Source organism: Streptomyces sp. Je 1-4 4N24 (genome assembly GCF_026239515.1).
GTDB lineage: Bacteria > Actinomycetota > Actinomycetes > Streptomycetales > Streptomycetaceae > Streptomyces > Streptomyces nigrescens.
In genome coordinates, this window is sequence record NZ_CP110836.1 from 3,594,436 (window position 1) to 3,610,664 (window position 16,229).

At 72.5% G+C, this 16,229-nt stretch carries 14 protein-coding genes; 4 read left to right on the forward strand and 10 right to left on the reverse strand.

What is annotated here, in order from left to right:
• The first annotated feature begins 49 nt into the window (after window positions 1-49).
• Complete coding sequence (locus SLV14N_RS15320) at window positions 50-832, forward strand: GNAT family N-acetyltransferase (protein ID WP_263269675.1); 783 nt, start codon at window positions 50-52, stop codon at window positions 830-832.
• 67 nt (window positions 833-899) lie between these two features.
• Here the strand turns inward: SLV14N_RS15320 and SLV14N_RS15325 are convergent, their stop codons facing one another.
• From SLV14N_RS15325 to SLV14N_RS15340, 4 genes are all read right to left on the reverse strand, one after another.
• Window positions 900-2,021, reverse strand: a complete 1,122-nt coding sequence (locus SLV14N_RS15325) for an esterase family protein (protein ID WP_263269677.1) — start codon at window positions 2,019-2,021, stop codon at window positions 900-902.
• Between the two features lie 185 nt (window positions 2,022-2,206).
• On the reverse strand, window positions 2,207-2,920 hold the full coding sequence (locus tag SLV14N_RS15330) for a response regulator transcription factor (RefSeq protein ID WP_208681392.1): 714 nt from the start codon (window positions 2,918-2,920) through the stop codon (window positions 2,207-2,209).
• An 89-nt stretch (window positions 2,921-3,009) separates the two neighbouring features.
• Window positions 3,010-4,308: an ATP-binding protein gene (locus tag SLV14N_RS15335; protein ID WP_208681393.1), complete on the reverse strand. Its 1,299-nt coding sequence runs from the start codon at window positions 4,306-4,308 to the stop codon at window positions 3,010-3,012.
• Between the two features lie 178 nt (window positions 4,309-4,486).
• Window positions 4,487-6,331, reverse strand: a complete 1,845-nt coding sequence (locus SLV14N_RS15340; protein ID WP_263269680.1) for a serine/threonine-protein kinase — start codon at window positions 6,329-6,331, stop codon at window positions 4,487-4,489.
• Window positions 6,332-6,582: 251 nt separating this feature from the next.
• On the opposite strand from SLV14N_RS15340, the gene SLV14N_RS15345 reads away from it, so the two are divergent.
• Window positions 6,583-8,019: a PspC domain-containing protein gene (locus SLV14N_RS15345; RefSeq protein WP_263269681.1), complete on the forward strand. Its 1,437-nt coding sequence runs from the start codon at window positions 6,583-6,585 to the stop codon at window positions 8,017-8,019.
• Between the two features lie 352 nt (window positions 8,020-8,371).
• Here SLV14N_RS15345 and SLV14N_RS15350 read toward each other — a convergent pair whose 3' ends face one another.
• The 3 genes from SLV14N_RS15350 to SLV14N_RS15360 form a co-directional block, all read right to left on the reverse strand.
• Window positions 8,372-8,917: a TQO small subunit DoxD gene (locus SLV14N_RS15350; protein ID WP_208681397.1), complete on the reverse strand. Its 546-nt coding sequence runs from the start codon at window positions 8,915-8,917 to the stop codon at window positions 8,372-8,374.
• A 262-nt stretch (window positions 8,918-9,179) separates the two neighbouring features.
• The gene (locus SLV14N_RS15355; protein WP_263273162.1) at window positions 9,180-10,454 is read right to left on the reverse strand and encodes a hypothetical protein; all 1,275 of its coding nucleotides are present in this window, start codon (window positions 10,452-10,454) and stop codon (window positions 9,180-9,182) included.
• 1,113 nt (window positions 10,455-11,567) lie between these two features.
• Window positions 11,568-11,726: a hypothetical protein gene (locus SLV14N_RS15360; protein ID WP_263269682.1), complete on the reverse strand. Its 159-nt coding sequence runs from the start codon at window positions 11,724-11,726 to the stop codon at window positions 11,568-11,570.
• Here SLV14N_RS15360 and SLV14N_RS15365 point away from each other — a divergent pair.
• A complete protein-coding gene (locus SLV14N_RS15365; RefSeq protein WP_208681399.1) occupies window positions 11,725-12,483 on the forward strand; it encodes a DUF4239 domain-containing protein in 759 nt (252 codons plus the stop codon). The genes SLV14N_RS15360 and SLV14N_RS15365 overlap by 2 nt on opposite strands.
• Before the next feature lie 84 nt (window positions 12,484-12,567).
• Here the strand turns inward: SLV14N_RS15365 and SLV14N_RS15370 are convergent, their stop codons facing one another.
• Window positions 12,568-13,353 (reverse strand): class II aldolase/adducin family protein, encoded by a 786-nt coding sequence (locus tag SLV14N_RS15370; RefSeq protein WP_263269684.1) that lies wholly within the window; start codon window positions 13,351-13,353, stop codon window positions 12,568-12,570.
• A gap of 146 nt (window positions 13,354-13,499) precedes the next feature.
• Here SLV14N_RS15370 and SLV14N_RS15375 point away from each other — a divergent pair, with 146 nt between their 5' ends.
• Window positions 13,500-14,036 (forward strand): SRPBCC family protein, encoded by a 537-nt coding sequence (locus SLV14N_RS15375; protein ID WP_263269686.1) that lies wholly within the window; start codon window positions 13,500-13,502, stop codon window positions 14,034-14,036.
• A 120-nt stretch (window positions 14,037-14,156) separates the two neighbouring features.
• Here the strand turns inward: SLV14N_RS15375 and SLV14N_RS15380 are convergent, their stop codons facing one another.
• The gene (locus tag SLV14N_RS15380; RefSeq protein ID WP_263269688.1) at window positions 14,157-15,098 is read right to left on the reverse strand and encodes an ornithine cyclodeaminase family protein; all 942 of its coding nucleotides are present in this window, start codon (window positions 15,096-15,098) and stop codon (window positions 14,157-14,159) included.
• Window positions 15,095-16,228, reverse strand: coding sequence for a pyridoxal phosphate-dependent aminotransferase (locus SLV14N_RS15385; protein ID WP_208681403.1), 1,134 nt, complete (start codon window positions 16,226-16,228; stop codon window positions 15,095-15,097). The genes SLV14N_RS15380 and SLV14N_RS15385 overlap by 4 nt, the downstream gene beginning before the upstream one ends.
• Between the last annotated feature and the right edge of the window lies 1 nt (window position 16,229).

Consider the following 16,229-nt stretch of genomic DNA (forward strand, 5'->3'; position numbering starts at 1 on the left):
CCCGAAAAGGCAGTTGGGGCGGCAGCGGCCCCCGCGTACGATCGGCCGGATGACGCACACCGCCGCGGCGCCTGACACCGGCCTCCACTCCGCCGTCCATGCCTGGGTCGACGGCTGGGCGCGTGCGCGGGGCACGGATGCGCCGGAGGCGGTGCCCGGCGGTTTCCGGATCGAGGTGCGGCGGCCCGGTCACCTCGCGCGCCATGTCCTCTCGGAGGCGGAACCGGCCGTCCTGCGCGACCTCGTGGACACGCTCACCACGCCCGGCCTGTGGATCAAGGCGTGTGCCCCGCGCGAGGTGGTCGAGCCGCTGCTGACCGCGGACTGGGAGATCAGCGAACCCCAGTACCTCATGACGACGGACGGGCTGGCGGCGCCGCGCCCCGGCGCCGGTCTGCCGTCCGGCTACCGGCTGGAGATCGTCGACGAGGGCGAGGAGGTGTTCGAGGCCCGTGTGCACGCCGTCGGCGACCCCGGCAACGGCTCCGGCTCCGGTTCCGGTTCCGGTTGCGGCTCCGGCTCCGGTTGCGGTGGCGCCGACGGGCCCGGCACGGTCCTCGCCGCGAGCGGACGTGCCGCCCTCACCACGGGGGCACCGGGCAGCTCCCCCGCCCCGTACGCCCCGTCCGTCGTCTTCGACATGATCGGCACCGAGCCCGCGCACCAACGGCGCGGGCTGGGCCGGGCGGTCATGACCGCGCTGGCGGGCCGCGCGGTGGAACGGGGCGCGCGGCAGGGCGTGTTGGTGGCCAGCCCCGACGGCCGTGCGCTCTACGAGGCGATGGGCTGGCGGCTCCGGTCCCCGGTCACCGCCGCCGGCCGTATGGGGTGAATGGCCGCGGGCTCAGGTGCCGCCACCCGTAGGGGGAACTGCCCCGGGCTCCGCGGCACCCGTGCCCTCACGCCCTGAGCTGCGTCCCCAGCCAGCGGAAGATCTCCGGCACCTGCTGCTTCCAGACCACCGTGGTGTGGCCCGCGCCCGGCGGGATCTGCCGCAGCGTCACCGTGGTCGGACTCTGCGCGAACTGGCGGAGGGCGAGCCCGGCCTGGAAGCCGTCGCGCGCCGCACCCGACACATACAGCGCGGTACGCGGCGGCTTCCCGGCCGCGTTGGCCGACTTCAGGATGTGCAGCGGGTTGGACTCGATACGCAGCTTGGGGTCCTTGCCGGCCAGCGAGTCACGCTCGAGCGCCGGGTCGTTGTAGCCGGACATGGCGACCGCGGCACGGTAGCGGTCGGGGTGGGCCAGTGCCAGCTTGGCGGCGCAGTGCGCACCGGCCGAGTAGCCGGCCAGGGCCCAGGAGTCCGGCTTGTCGCCGGCCCGGAAGTTGTCAATGATCATCTTGCGGACGTCGACGGTCAGCCAGCTGTCGGCGTTGACCTTCCCGGGGATGTTGACGCACCCGGTGTCCGCGCCGGGGAGGAGATTGGTCCGGGGCGCCACCAGGATGGCCGGCTTGACCGTGCCGTTCTGCATCAGCGGCATGAGCTGCTCGGCCGCGCGCAGGGAGCCCAGCCAGGACTTCGCCGAGCCCGGGTAGCCGGGCAGCAGCTCGACCACCGGGAACTTCTTGTTCCGGTAGGCCGGGTCGTTGTACTGGGGCGGCAGCCATACGTACACCTCGCCCCGCACCCCCGAGATCCGGCCCTGGAGATCGGTCATCTGAACGCCGGCACCCACCTTGGGGTCGTCGGCCGGGCGGAACTGCTGCAGCTGCTTGGGCTCGTGCTTGATCTGCCGGCCGCCCATGCCGTCGGGGCCGAGGTCCCGGGCCGCCTCGACATGGCTACCGGTGCCGAGCAGATCGTCCCAGGTGTCGTAGAGGCTGTTGGCGTTGTTGACCAGGACGAAGACCACGGTGATGGCCGTGACCTGGGCGAAAAGCAGCATCAGCAGTCGGCCGAGGCCGCGCACCAGGGGCGGTCCGGCTATTCGGCCCCAGAGGGCGAAGGGCAGCACGACGGCGACGATCAGCAGCGTGAGCGAGGTGAGGAAGAAGGGCGTGCCCGTCAGGCTCATCGGGTTCTCGCTTCCAGGACAAACTACGCGAAGGACGTGGGGTGGTTCCGGCCCCGCCTTCGGCAGTGAGCCTCTCCGCGCCCTTAGATGGTGATCCGCAGGGTCCTGGTTGCCCTTCTTAGGTGCTTTGTTACTCCCTCGTCATGAAGCTGCGCGGTAGCCCGCCCCCGTGCCGGTTCCGCAGGTCAGACCAGCCGCCGGGCCGCTGCCCACCGGGTCAGCTCATGGCGGTTGGACAGCTGGAGCTTGCGCAGCACCGCGGAGACATGGGACTCGACGGTCTTCACGGAGATGAAGAGCTGCTTGGCGATCTCCTTGTAGGCATAGCCGCGGGCGATCAGCCGGAGAACCTCGCGCTCGCGCTGGGTGAGGCGGTCGAGGTCCTCGTCGATCGGCGGGGCGTCCGTCGAGGCGAAGGCGTCCAGGACGAAGCCGGCCAGCCGCGGGGAGAAGACCGCATCGCCGTCGGCGACCCGGAAGATCGCGTTGACCAGGTCCGTGCCCGTGATCGTCTTGGTGACATAGCCGCGGGCGCCGCCCCGGATGACGCCGATGACGTCCTCGGCCGCATCGGAGACGGAGAGCGCCAGGAAGCGGACCGGGCGCTCGGTGTCGGTCATCATCGCGGCGCTGCGGCGCAGCACCTCGACACCGCCGCCCCCCGGGAGGTGGACGTCCAGGAGGACGACCTCGGGGCGGGTGGCCGTGATGACCGTGAGCGCCTGGTCGACGTCGGCGGCCTCGCCGACCACCTCGACGCCGGTGCGCCCGGTCTCACCGATCTCGGCCTGGACGCCCGTACGGAACATCCGGTGATCGTCGACCAGCACGACCCGTACGGTCCGGCCCTCGGCCGTCCCGCCGCCGGTCCCGTCCTGCTGTGCGCCGTCGCTGCTCATCTCTTCCGCCCGTCCCTCGGTGTCTGCCCCGCCATCATCCCGTGCCCCGGCGCGCCCTGTCGCCTCCGGCCGCCCCTCGCCCGGCCCGGTCATGTCCCGCGCTCCGTCGCCGCGCGCTCCATCTCCAGCTCGACGACCGTGCCGCCCTCGGGGGCGGAGCGCAGCCGGGCGGTGCCGCCGTGGCGCTCCATACGGCCGATGATGGACTCCCGTACGCCCATCCGGTCCGCGGGGACCGCGTCCAGGTCGAATCCGGGGCCGCGGTCGCGCACCGAGACAAAGACCGAACGGCCCTCCACCTCGGCGAAAACCTGCACCGCGCCGCCCTCCCCGCCGTATTTCGCGGCATTGACCATCGCCTCGCGTGCGGCCTGCATCTGGGCGCCCAGCGGCTCGTCCAGCGGGCAGTCGCCGACCACCACGACCTCGATAGGGACACCGTGGTCGTCCTCCACCTCGGCGGCGGCCTTGCGGACCGCCTCCGCCAGGGTGGCCGGCTCCTCGTCCTCCTCCTTGCCGCGGCCCTCGGGCTTGTAGAGCCAGGCGCGCAGCTCACGTTCCTGGGCGCGGGCCAGCCGCGCCACCTCCCGGGGGTCGTCGGCGCTGCGCTGGATCAGGGTGAGGGTGTGCAGGACCGAGTCATGCACATGGGCGGCCACTTCGGCGCGCTCCTGGGCACGGATGCGCATCAGCCGCTCCTCGGAGAGGTCCTGGGCCATCCGCACCAGGTAGGGGCCCGCCAGCAGCGCGATGCCGACGACGACGGCGAGGGCGGCCTGCAGCACCGAGCCGAGATGACGCACCGAACCCTGCAGCACGACGATTCCAGTCACCCCGACGCCGACCAGCAGCACACCGGCCGCGCCGCGCACCATCGACAGCAGGCCGTTGCGGCGGCCGAGCTCCAGCCACTGGGCGCGGCGGGAGTTGTCCGCCTGCCGCCACACCAGGGCGACACCGGCGCCGATCAGCAGCACCGGCCAGAGATAGCCGTCGGCCTGGCCCAGCTGGAAGCGGGAGGCGACGATCGAGGCGCCGATGAGCAGCGCGATCAGCGCGAAGACCTGGCCCTTGTCGGGGCGGTGCCGCAGCCGGCGGCGCTTGCCGTCCGCCGGGGCGGGCTGCCGGTGGTCCACGCCGCCGACGCCCAGCGGGACGAAGAACCAGAACGCGGCATACAGCAGGGCGCCCATCCCGTCCGCCATGAACAGGGCCACGAACACGATCCGCACCCAGGAGACCGGCAGTCCGAGATGGCCCGCGAGCCCCCGCGCGACGCCACCGAGCAGCCGCCCGTCGGCGCTGCGGTAGAGCTTGCGCACAGGCGGGTCGTCGGGGTCCGGCGCCGGGGCGTAGCTCGTCTCGGCGCGGGGCGGGGCGGTGGTCATGTGCTCGATCGTCACACGGCACCCGCGCCCGGGACATCAGGGTCGTCCCTGAACCTGTCCCTGACGTTTCCGGGGGGGCCGCCCGGGGCCGGACGGGGCGGGCCGGAGGCGGACCGGTCCAGCCGGTCCATGGCGGTCCGCGGCGGCCTGCTCCGCCTCGCCGCTCCCGCCCGCCGCCTCAGCTCTTCGGGTCGGTCCGGCGGAAACCGTTCGTCACCGCCGAGAAGACCTTCCCGAACGTCGTCCAGTCGGCTTCCGGTGCGGACAGGTAGATCGCGTAGTCCGTGCCACCCGCGCGGCCGAACCCGAGATCCGCCGCCCGGTACATACGGGCTTTGCCCCCGAAGGTGTACTCCCAGATCGCGGCGGGCTCGCCCTGGTAGACGGTGCTCTGCAAACGCAGCTGCGAGTAGACCTCGTAATCCGCCTTCTGGCGGGCCTCAAGGTTCTTGAAGTGCTTCACCGCGTTGCCGGAGGAGAGGTCCAGGACGCTGACGGTCAGTCTGGCCAGGTCCTTTTGCGAGTAGTAAATGATCGTCCGGCCGTTGTCCTCGACCTTCCGCTGCCAGCCATCGGGCACCGGGAAGGCCACGCCGAGCGCGGACTCATTCACTTTCCGGTAGCCGTCGGGGAGCGGAGGCGGCGGTCCGATGCTGTTTTCCGGTTCACTGGGAACGCGCGGTTCGCCCTTGTCGGAGGCGCTGGGGGTCGCACCGGAGTCGCCACGGTCCATCAGGTACCAGGCCGTGCCCGCACCGCCCCCGGCGAACAGCAGCCCGACGATGCTCCAGACAACGACCCGGGCGACACGCCGCCTACGAGGTGTCTTGCCGCCGGACAGCGCCTCCGTACGGTCCCCGTCGGCCCGCCTGCCGACCGCCCCGTCCGGGAGAGCCATGGGGCCGGTGACGGCGCCGACGTCCATACCCGAGTGCGCACCCGTTTCCGTACCCGAGCCCGTGCCCGTACTTGAGCCCGTGCCCGAGCGCGCGCCCGTGGCCGTGCCCGCACGGGTCCCGGTTCCGGTTCCGGTGCGGTCCGACGTGGCTCCCGCCCCGTCCGTGTGCGACACCGGATGGGTCGGTGCCTCCGTCTGCTCGCCCGGCGTTGCCGTTTCCGGCGCACCGCGTCCGACCGTGCCCAGTGCCAGCGTGGGCCAGCCGTACAGCGCCGTGTCCGCGTCGGCCTCGGCGGCCCGCAGCGCCTGTTCGACGACCTCGGCCGTCGGGCGGTCGGCCGGCTCCTTGGCGAGCAGCGCCTCGATCAGCGGGGTCAGCACCCCGGCATTGCGCGGCGCCTCGAACGGGTCCATGGCGATCGCGTACGCCGTCTCGACCGCGGTGTCCTTGCGGAACGGGGGCCGTCCCTCGACCGCTTGATAGAGCGTCGCGCCCAGCGCCCACAGGTCGGATGCGGGCCCGGGGCTGCCGCTTCTGACCCGCTCGGGCGCCAAGTAGTCGATGGAACCGACCAGCTCGCCCGTCTTGGTGAGCGTGGAGGTACCGCTGGCGACCGCGATGCCGAAGTCGGTGAGCACGACCCGGCCTTCCTCACCGAGCAGCACGTTGCCCGGCTTGACGTCACGGTGCAGCACACCGGCGGAGTGTGCGGCACGCAGCGCCGCCACCATGCCTCGTCCGATACGGGCGGCCTCGCGCGGTGTGACCGAACTGTCCTGCCGTGCGGCTTCCTTGATGAGATCGCCGAGCGTCGTCGAGGGGACGTACTCCATGACGATGCACGGCATCCCTGCGTCGTCCACGACGTCGTGCACCCCCACCACATTGGGGTGGTTGATGCGCGCCGCGGCCTGCGCCTCGCGGGTGGTGCGCTCATAGCGCCTCGCCAGTTCGTCCGCATCGAGATACGGCGCCACATGCAGACGCTTGACCGCGACCTGACGGCCAAGGACCTCGTCCCGGGCCCGCCAGACGGTTCCCATACCGCCCTGGCCTATCCGTTCAACCAGGCGATACCGCCCGGCGACCAGTCGCCCCTCGTCCACCGACGCCGCCTCCGTCACCGCACGCCCCTCCGGAAACCCGTACGTATCCAGGGCGCAACGATAGTCGCCCCCGCCGGTGGAAAGCCCTCCGGCCACCGTCCGTCCGCATGCGTGTTCCGACCGGCCCCACAGGGCCGGGGGCATATGCGAATGCACGAGGGGTTTCGGGACCCCCCAGGGGCATATCGGGGCCGGCATCGGGGGATCTCAGGGATCTGCCAGGGTTTCCACTGATGCCGGGAGCGCGTCGCCCTTGTCACCATGGGCCCATGAACGATGCAGCCCACGTCGAGGAGTCGGCGCCCGCCGGCCCCACCGGCTCCGCCCCGTCGCATCCGCCGCTGCGCCGCAGCCGGCGGCACAAGGTGATCGGCGGGGTCTGCGGCGGGCTGGGCCGGCAGTGGGATCTCGATCCGGTGATCTTCCGAGTGGTGCTCGCCGTGCTGGCCGTCGGCGGCCTCGGGCTGATCGCCTACGGCTTCGCCTGGCTGCTCATCCCCCTCGACGGCGAGGACGAGAACGAGGGCCGCAGGCTGCTCTCCGGCCGTGTCGAGGGCCCCGCGCTGACGGCCCTGCTCCTGGCGCTGATCGGCTGCGGACTGTTCCTGACGACCCTCGCCAAGGGCAGCATGATGTCGTTCGCCATCATGCTGACGCTGGCGGCGGCCGGTTCCGCCCATTGGTCGCGCCGGCGCCGGCGGGTGGAGACCGAGGGCCCGGAGGCGATGGACACCGCAACGGCCCAGGCCGTCGCCGACGCCCCGCCCGAGACCAAGGCGCCCCCGGTGCCCGCCGGCCCCTCCTGGTGGCGCGCCCAGCGCGGGGAGGCGGCCGGTCCGGGCTATCTGTGGGGGCCTGACACCACCCCGCTCCCCCTCGACATCACGTACCGGGCCGAGCACGGTGCGGCCACGGCCCCGTACCGGCACGACGGCTGGTCCGACGCGGGCCGTCCGCCCGGGGCGCCCGTGCCGCCGGGCGGTGCGCCGCCTGCCCGCGACCCGCGCCGGGGCCGCCGCAGCGGACGCCCGATCGGCGGCTGGACGTTCCTGCTCGCGCTGCTCGCCGGCTGCGGCACAGCGCTCGCCGTCTCCCGCCATGACGGCCCGGTGCCGGCCCTCCAGGCGGGCCTGGCGTGCGCGCTGGTCGTCTTCGGTCTCGGGCTGGTGCTCAGCGCCTGGTTCGGACGCACCGGTGGCGGCACGGTCTTCATGGTGGTGCTGACGGCCCTGCTGCTGGCGGGCGCGACGACGCTGCCCGACAACCTCACCGCCCAATGGCAGAAGCGCACCTGGTCCCCCACCACCCTCGGCGCCGTCCAGCCGCAGTATGAACTCGGTTCGGGAGAGGGGGAGCTGGACCTCACCGGCCTGCCCCTGAAAGCGGGCAGCACGGTCCGCACCGGCGTGGAAGTGGGCGCCGGCCGCCTTCAAGTGACGCTGCCGCACGGTGTCACCGCCCGTCTCCATATCTCGCTCGGCCTCGGCGATGTCCAGTTGCCCGGCGAATCGCCGCACGACGTGGACCTCACGGCGGGCGGACAGCGGACGGTCACCCTCCCCGCCGACGGCCTCAAGAAGGGCGAGAAGCCGCGCGGCTCGGTGGAGCTGAACCTCGAACTCGGCGCCGGCCAGGTCGCCGTCGAACGCGCCACACCGGCCCCCGCCGCCCCGGCCGCCCCGACCCCCCAGGGAGCCCACCGGTGAAGCGCCACCCCTTCGCACCGGCCCGCCTGATCGCGGGCCTCACCGCCCTCACCCCTCGGCACGGCCTACGGCGTCGACGCCCTCGGCCTCTGGCACGCGCCCGGCCCATGGCTCTTCCTCGCCCTCCCCACTGGCCTGCTCCTCTCCGGCATCACCGCCGCCGTCCGGCCCACGACCCGCCGACGGCACACGGACCCACCACCCCCGACGGGCCTCTGACACGCGCGGGCCGGGAGCACCGTTGCCCCGACCCGGCGCGACCGGCCTCGCCACCCCGCCCGTCACGACCACGCCCTCCGCCTGGGGCCTCTCCGACCCCGCTCGACCGGACAGGCCGCAGGAGGTATCCCCCCTAGCCGAACAGCTGGGCCCCGTGCCGCTTGCGGCGGTTGGCCAGGGCGGCATCCAGGGAGAACCTCGGCGTACCGGCCAGCATGAGCGGGACCCAGGCCATCAGGTAGGCGAGGTCATTGCCGTAGTAGTAGGGCGTGGTCGCCCAGCTCACGGTGAGCCACAGCATCAGCGAGATCAGCGCACCGCCGAACGCCGCCAGCCGTCCCAGCAGACCCACCAGGATTCCGAGGCCCACCGCCAGTTCACCAGCCGCGATGGCGTAGCCGAAGCTCACCGGACTCTTCTGCGCGATCTCCACGAGCTGCGGCAGCGCCGCCGCGTCATGGACCTGACGCAGCATCTCGCCGAGCGAACCCGCGCCACTGGCCGACAGGAACGCCGGGTCCGTCAGCTTGTCGATGCCCGCATAGAGGAAGGTGGCCCCCAAGAAGAGCCGCAGGGGGAGCAGCGCATGGCGCGCCAGCTGCCCCCGCAACCCGGCGCCGGCACTTTCGACGCCCGCCCCTCCCAAATCGGCACCGATCGTACGATTCGCGTGCACCATGACGTCCGCCTCTCCGTTGCCACCGGGCGCAGACGATTGTGCCCGCGCCCGCGCCTCCTGGGGAGATACGTACGCACGTGCGCAAGAGGTTCAACGGACCGATGCACTTCAGGCGACTGCGGCACACAGAATCGTCACGCAACAGCGGCACCGGCCGCACTGCCCACACCGGCCGCACTGCCCACACTGCCCACATCGGCCGCCGCTCGACGACCGGCCCTCGCCCGACGACCGGGGCTCAGTCCAGGACGCCGACCGGGGCTCAGTCCAGGACGTCGATCGGGTAGCCGTCCGTCTCCACACCCGCCGCCGTGACCACCCGGACCTCCACCCGGCCGGGTTCGACATCGACCGGCACCGGGACCGTCAGCACCCCGTCCGTCGGATTGGCGAAGCCGCCGGCCACCGGGACCAGCGGGACGGGGACATGCACATCTCCGATCCGTACGACGGTCCGGGCGAGCCGGTCGGGCGTCCCGGCGCCCGGCGGCACGAAGCCGGCGCCACGGATCTCGATGTCATCGCCGGTACGGACGGGCGCGGCGAGATCCCCCAGCTCACGGGAGCGGACGACCGAGAGGATCACCGGACGGCCGCCCGTCATCGCCTTCCCCGCCAGATACGTCGCCCCGGAGAGCACCAGGAGGACCACCAACCCCCAGGGCAGCTGCGGCACTTGCTCCGGCCGCCCGGCCAGCCGCACCAACGCGCACCCCAGCACGGCCGCATGCACCAGGACGTACTGCACGTCCAGGAGACTGCCCCGCCCCGCGTCGTCCGCCAGCAGATCGGCGGCCCGCGGCCGCTCCGCGGGAACCTTCTGCAGCCGCCCCGACCGCACCCGCGAGGCCACCAGCCCGTGCGCCACCACGGCCACCCCGCACCCGACGGCGAGCGCCACCAGCAGGGCGCCGGACCGTTCGAGCGCCAACCCCTGGAGGAGTTGACGTCGCTCGCCCGGTGCCGCGGCCGCCTGCTGTGCGGCCACCGTCAGAACGGCGTACAGCACCGCGGTCGCCCAGCCCGCCGCCACCGTCCGCGAGGTGGACAGCCGTCCGTCCTCACCGATCAGCGGCGCCAGCGCCCCGCCGTGCGCCCGGTGCCGCCAGGCCGCCGCCGTCAGCCCCAGCGCCAGCACGACGGCCGCGATCAGCCCCGTCGTACGGGCCACCGTCCAGCCGGCGCCAAGGGCGGTCAGCGCCTGCCCGAGCAGCAGGGCCACCACCGCGCCCCAGACGACGAGCAGAGTGCGCCACCGTACGGCCGCCAGCCAGGCCGCCTTTCCGGCGGCCCGCCGCTGGGCGACCTCCCGTGCGGACAGCGTCAGTTCGTCGGAGACCCACTGCCGGGCCGCACCTGCGGAACGTGCGAGTCCGGCCGGCACCCCCCGCCCGGCGGCGAAGTCCTCGCGGAGCGCGACAAACGCGGCAACCGCCTGCTGATGCCCGGCACGGGCCCCGTGCGGGCACCGTCCGCATCGGCACTCACCGCCGGCGGCGCGCTCCGCACCGTCCCCCGGCTCGCCCGTTCCGGCCATCCTGCCCGCCGCTTCCACCGACACGTCCGCTACCGCCCGCCACCACTGATCATCAACTTGACTTATACGCAGGGGAATTGTGCCCCACCCCGGCGGGGCGGACATCAAACGTCCAGTTGGTGGCGGGTGGCGGACGCATCGGCGCGTTGACGTACGACGGCAGACGGGCCTCTCCCGCCACACAGACCCCACCAGCAGCGCCCGACACCTCGCACGGGCACCTCCACGCGCGCACCTGCACACGGACACCACCGCACGAGCACCTCCACACGAGCACTCCACGCCGAGGCACGCGCCCCTCCCCTCCCCCCCCCGCACACCTGACCGGCGCGCCGACCACGGAACCCCGGCGCTTCCCCTATTCGGGCGAACCGGGCCACGGCGAAGGCTGAGCGGTCGGCGCGCTGCGCAAGCTTCCGCCGTGCGTTACATATACGGATCCCACGGATCACACAGCCGCGATGACCTGGACGGACCGCAAGCTCAGCGGAGAGCACAGACTCCGCTGAGAGCACAGACTCCGCTGAGAGCGCAGACTCCGCTGAGAGCGCAAGCTCAGCGGAGAGCGCAAGCGCCACGGAGGCCGCAAGCGCCACGGAGACCACAAACACCGCGCAACCGGGAGGGACCGCCGAGACCGGCAGGGCCGCGCCTCGGTTCCGGGCTGTCGGCCGCCGTCGCGTTCCTCCTGCTGACCGGGCTCGCCGCGCTGCTCGTCGTCGCACCGACGGCCGCCGCTCATGACCGGCCCAACCGGCCGGTCACCGGCGACAACTGCGCCTACGCCGGAACGGCGCCGCCGGTGGACGTACCCACCGGCTTCCCCATGCCCCGCGACTGGCACTTCCCCTGCACCTCAACCAAGCCCCCGCCGACGCCCTCCCACGCACCGGCACCCCGCCCCCACGTCCCCAAGCCCGCACCACCACCGCCACCCGCCCCCGCACCCCGGCCGACACCGCCCCCGCCGCCACCTCCCCCACCCCCCACTCCGCGCGCCCGCCCGGCGGCACCACCGCCCGCACCCAAGCCGAAGCCCAAGCCGAAACCGAAACCGAAGCCCACACCCGTCCTCCGCCGCCCGGCGTCACCGCCGCCCGCCCTGCCCCGCAGCTATGCGCGGCCGTCCCACCGGCCGCACAACGGGCGCTCCATGGTGACCACGACCTTGCTGATCACCGCCCCGGCCGTGCTGGCCGGCGCCGCCCTCCGTCCCCGTTCGAGCTCCTCGTCCGGTTCCGCCGGGCGCCGTTCCTCGTAGGAGGTCTCCATGTCGCAATGGCTGGTGCTGACCATCGCCATGGCCGCTGCCTGCGGCGTCGTCCTGACCATCACCGTGCTCAAGGAGCGCCGGATCACCGAGGACGACGACCCGTCCGAAACACCCGATGTGATCGAGTATCTGACGATGATGGTGGGGGTGGTGTACGCGATCGTGCTGGGTCTGGCCATCGCCGGTGTCTGGGAGGCCAGAAGCGCGGCCGAGGACACCGTACGGACCGAGGCGCAGGCCCTGCACGAGGTCAGCGCGCGGGCTCGGGCCTACCCCGCGCCGGTGCGGGACCGTATCCGCGCGGACGTCAACGCGTATGCGAGCTATGTGGTGCACAAGGAGTGGCCGGTGATGGCCGAGCGGGGGGAGCTGACCCCGCGCGGCACCGAGCTGCTGACGAAGGTCCGGGCGGATGTCACCGACTACCGTCCGCGCAACGACTTCGAGGGGCAGTCGTACCAGCCCCTCGTCGATCAGGTCGCGGTGGCCGACGGTGCCCGCGCCGCCCGTGCGGACGCGGCCGAATCGACGCTGCCGGGGGTGGTGTGGTTCGGGCTGATCATCGGTGGCGCCATCTCGATCGGCGTCATGTTCACCCTGCAGATCCGGCGCTCGGGGCGGGAGTTGCTGATGGCCGGGCTCTTCAGCGCACTGATCGCCTTCCTGCTGTTCCTCGTCTGGGACTTCGACGCACCCTTCAGCCGCGGTATCTCGGCAACGGCCGCGCCGTTCCTCGATCTGTTCCCGCATCCGTGAGGCGCGGTGCCCTGCGGGACCTCCGTACGTCCCGCAGGGCACCCGCCCTTGCACTTCGCACGCCGGCCGGCCGACGGGGAGGGCCTAGTCGAAGAGATCCGGCTCGCTGCGCACGATCTGCTGGTACAGCGGCTGGTAGTTGATCCAGGCGACCAGGTCGTTGCCCAGCTGTTCGCGGGTGTGGACGGCGTTGTGGTGGTCGATCAGCACCGGTTTGCCGGCGGCCTTGGCGGTCAGCTGGACCTGGCAGGAGCGCTCCATCGTGAGGAACCACCACGCCGCCGCGTCCACCGAGTCGCCGACCGTCAGCAGCCCGTGGTTGCGTAGGATCACCGCCTTGTGGGGCCCGAGGGCGGCCGCGATCCGCCGCCCTTCCTCCTCGTCCACCACCACGCCCGTGTAGTCGTCGAAGAGCGCATGGTCCTCGTAGAACGCGCAGACGTCCTGGGTGATCGGCTCCAGCAGCTCGCCCAGCGAGGACAGCGCCCGGCCGTAGGTGGAGTGGCTGTGCGCCGCCGCGATGACGTCGGGGCGGGCCCGGTGGACCTGGGAGTGGATGGCGAACGCCGCCTGGTTGACGTGGTAGCGGCCCTCGACGACCTTCCCCTCCGCGTTCACCAGGATCAGATCGCTGACCGTGAGGTGCCGGAACGACATCCCGAAGGGGTTGACCCAGAAGCAGTGGGGGAATTTCGGGTCGCGCACGGTGATATGGCCCGCGACACCCTCCTCGAAGCCATGGCGCCCGAAGAGACGCAGCGCCGCGACCAGGCGCTCCTTGCGGTGGCGCCGCTCGCCCTCGACGGTCTGATGCGTCGGCGGCATCGCGAAGTGCAGCTGATCGGTGGGTATGGGCGTCGGCTCGGGCATCGCGGCTCTCCTCCTGGCACATACGGCTCTTGATGCTCGAGGCGGAAGCTACCTTCCACTACCGCAGGTAACCAGGGCCGCGACCCACACAGCCGCGGCTGCCTGCATGATGAGGGCTCCAGCAACGGCAGCAGAGGGGACACACCATGAGGGCCATATCGGTCAGCAGGGACATCGTCGCCACACCACGGCAGATCTTCGCCGTCCTCCGGGACCCGGCCCGGCACGCCGAGCTGGACGGCTCGGGCATGCTGCGCGGCCGCCCGCAGGGGCCGTCGCCGCTGGGACCCGGCGACCGGTTCAGCATGGGGATGGTGCAGGGACGTATCGCGTACCGGTCGGTGAATGTCGTGGTGGAGTACGAGAAGGACCGGCTGATCGCCTGGGAGACCTGGGGTGAGTTCCGCGGCCGGCGGCTGGTCGGCGGGCAGCGCTGGCGCTACGAGCTGACCTCCGTGGACGGCACGGACGGCACGGACGGCACAGACAGCACGGACGGCACAGACAGCACGGACGGCACGGACGGCACCGAGGGCGGGGGCACCACCCGGGTCACCCACACCTATGACTGGTCACGCGCCCGGCTCCCCCGTCTCATCATCGAACTCCCCGGCTATCCACGGCGGATGGGCCCGGCGATGACGACGACGCTGGAGCGGCTGGCCTCGGCCGTACGGGACTGAGGACGCGGCCACTGTGCGCCGCCGTCCCCGCGGGCCTCGCCGCCGTCCCCGCGGGCCGCGGCACAGGCGCGGAGCCGGAGCCGGAGCCAGGGCCGCGGCAAGGCAGTGACCCCTGGTCGTTCACTCCGTGAGCCGGCCGAGGACGGCCGAGGCGAGCGCCGCGTCGAGCGCCCCGACACCGGTGAGGTCGGCGACCGTGATCGCGGTGTCCGGCCGGTCGACGGGCGCCTTGAGCAGCAGGCCGGCCGCGAGGTCGCCGTCCTCGGCGGCGGCCCCGGCGCGGACGGCATGGCCGAAGTCTCCGTGGTCGAGGCACTGGTCGTGGTCATCGGTGGCGATGAGTTGCGCACGGTGGAAGAGCGCGGGCGGCAGCTCGTTCTTGTGCGGCATGTCCGTGCCGATGCCGGTCACATGGGCGCCCGCGCGCACCCGGGAGGCGTCCAGAACGGGCGACCTGGCCGGCGTCGCGGTGATGATCATGTCGGCCTCCGCCGCCTCCGCCGCGGCAGCGGGCCGGGCGGCCAGGCCGTGTGCACCGAGTACGTCGCACAGGGACCGGGCCCTGTCCGGGGAGCGGCCATGGACCAGCACCGCGCCGACCGGCCGGAGTTCGGCCAGCCAGAGCGCCTGGAGGCGGGCCTGTTCACCGGTGCCGAAGACGGCCAGCGTGCCGGCGGCTGGCCGGGCCATGGCATGGGTGAGCAGCGCGCCCGCGGCGGCGGTGCGCCAGGCGGTCAGCAGACCGCCGTCGTCGAGGAGCGCGCGCGGCTGTCCGGTGCGGGCGCTGACGACGCAGACCAGACCGTGGTTGGCGGGCAGGCCCAGCACCGGATTGCCGTAGAAGCCGGACGCGATCTTGACGGTGAAGTCGGCGGCGCCACTGATCCAGCCGGCTTTGACGTGACAGTCCCCGTCGGCCTCGCGGAAGTCCAGGTGCAGCGGCGGCGGCACATGGGTACGGCCTTCCGCGTGCGCGATCAGCGCGTCGCGGACGGTCTCCAGGACCAACTGCGGCCCGGCGGCCCGCTCGATGGCAGCCGCGTCGAAGACGGGGAGCGTCATCGGCGCGCCCGCATCCAGTCGGCGAAGGCCGCCAGGCCCTCTTCCGGGTTGCGACGGCCGATGCCGATGCGGAAACGGTCGGCGGGGGTGGCGGTGAGTTCGGAGCGGTAGATGCTCGCGGGCAGCAGCAGGACGCCGGCCTCCTCCACCAGGCGGGTGCAGAACTCCTCCACTCCGTCGGCGCCGAGGTAGCGGGGGTAGGCGACGCATCCGCCGTCCGGCGGCTGCCACGCGAAGTCGTCCGCGAACTCGGCGAAGAAAGCCTCGAAAGCGGGCAGATTGGCCGCGATCAGGGCCCGGTTGCGGTGCAGGATCGTCTCGCGGGCCTTGAGGGCGATACGGGCCAGCACCTCGCTGGGCGCGGAGTTGCAGATGGTGGTGTAGTGCTTGGCCCGCTCCAGACGGGTGCGCAGCGCACGGTCGCGGCAGGTGATCCAGCCAATGCGCAGTCCGGGAAGCCCCAGGGACTTCGAGGTCACGTTCAACGACAGTGCGCGCTCGGACACCTCGGCGGCCTGCGGCAGTGCGCGGGCCGGGTCGCGCTCCAGGCCGCGGTAGACCTCGTCGCTGAACAGGTGGATACCGCGCTCATCGCACAGGTGGGCCAGGGCGAGGAAGTCGGCGGCGTCGATGACCTTGCCGGTCGGGTTGTTGGGGAAGTTCACCGAGACGACCCGGGTGTTCGGCCGGATCGCCGCCGCCACCGCGTCGAGGTCCAGGGCCCAGTCCCGGTCCGCGTCGAGGGCCACGCCGGTGACCTCGCACAGCGCCAGCGGCACGGTCTCGGCGGCCTGGTAGTTAGGGGTCACCACCACCGCGTGGTCACCGGCGCCGAGCAGCACGTTCATCGCCAGATAGAGGGCTTCCTCGGCACCCGCGAAACAGATGACGTCGTCCGCGTCGGCCTGCGCGTACGTCTGGGCGATCACCTCGCGCAGGGCCGGGTCGCCGAAGGTCTCGGTATAGCCCAGGGAGAGGTTCTCGAAGGCCTCCCGGTCCTTGTCGTCGGCCAGCCCGAGCAGCTCGCTGAGTGTCATGGTCTGGACGTCGGAGGCGGTCAGGTGGTGGCGGGCGGTGAACTCCCAGCGGGAGAAGTACGTTTCGAGGCGGAAGTCGGGCAGCCGGGTCATG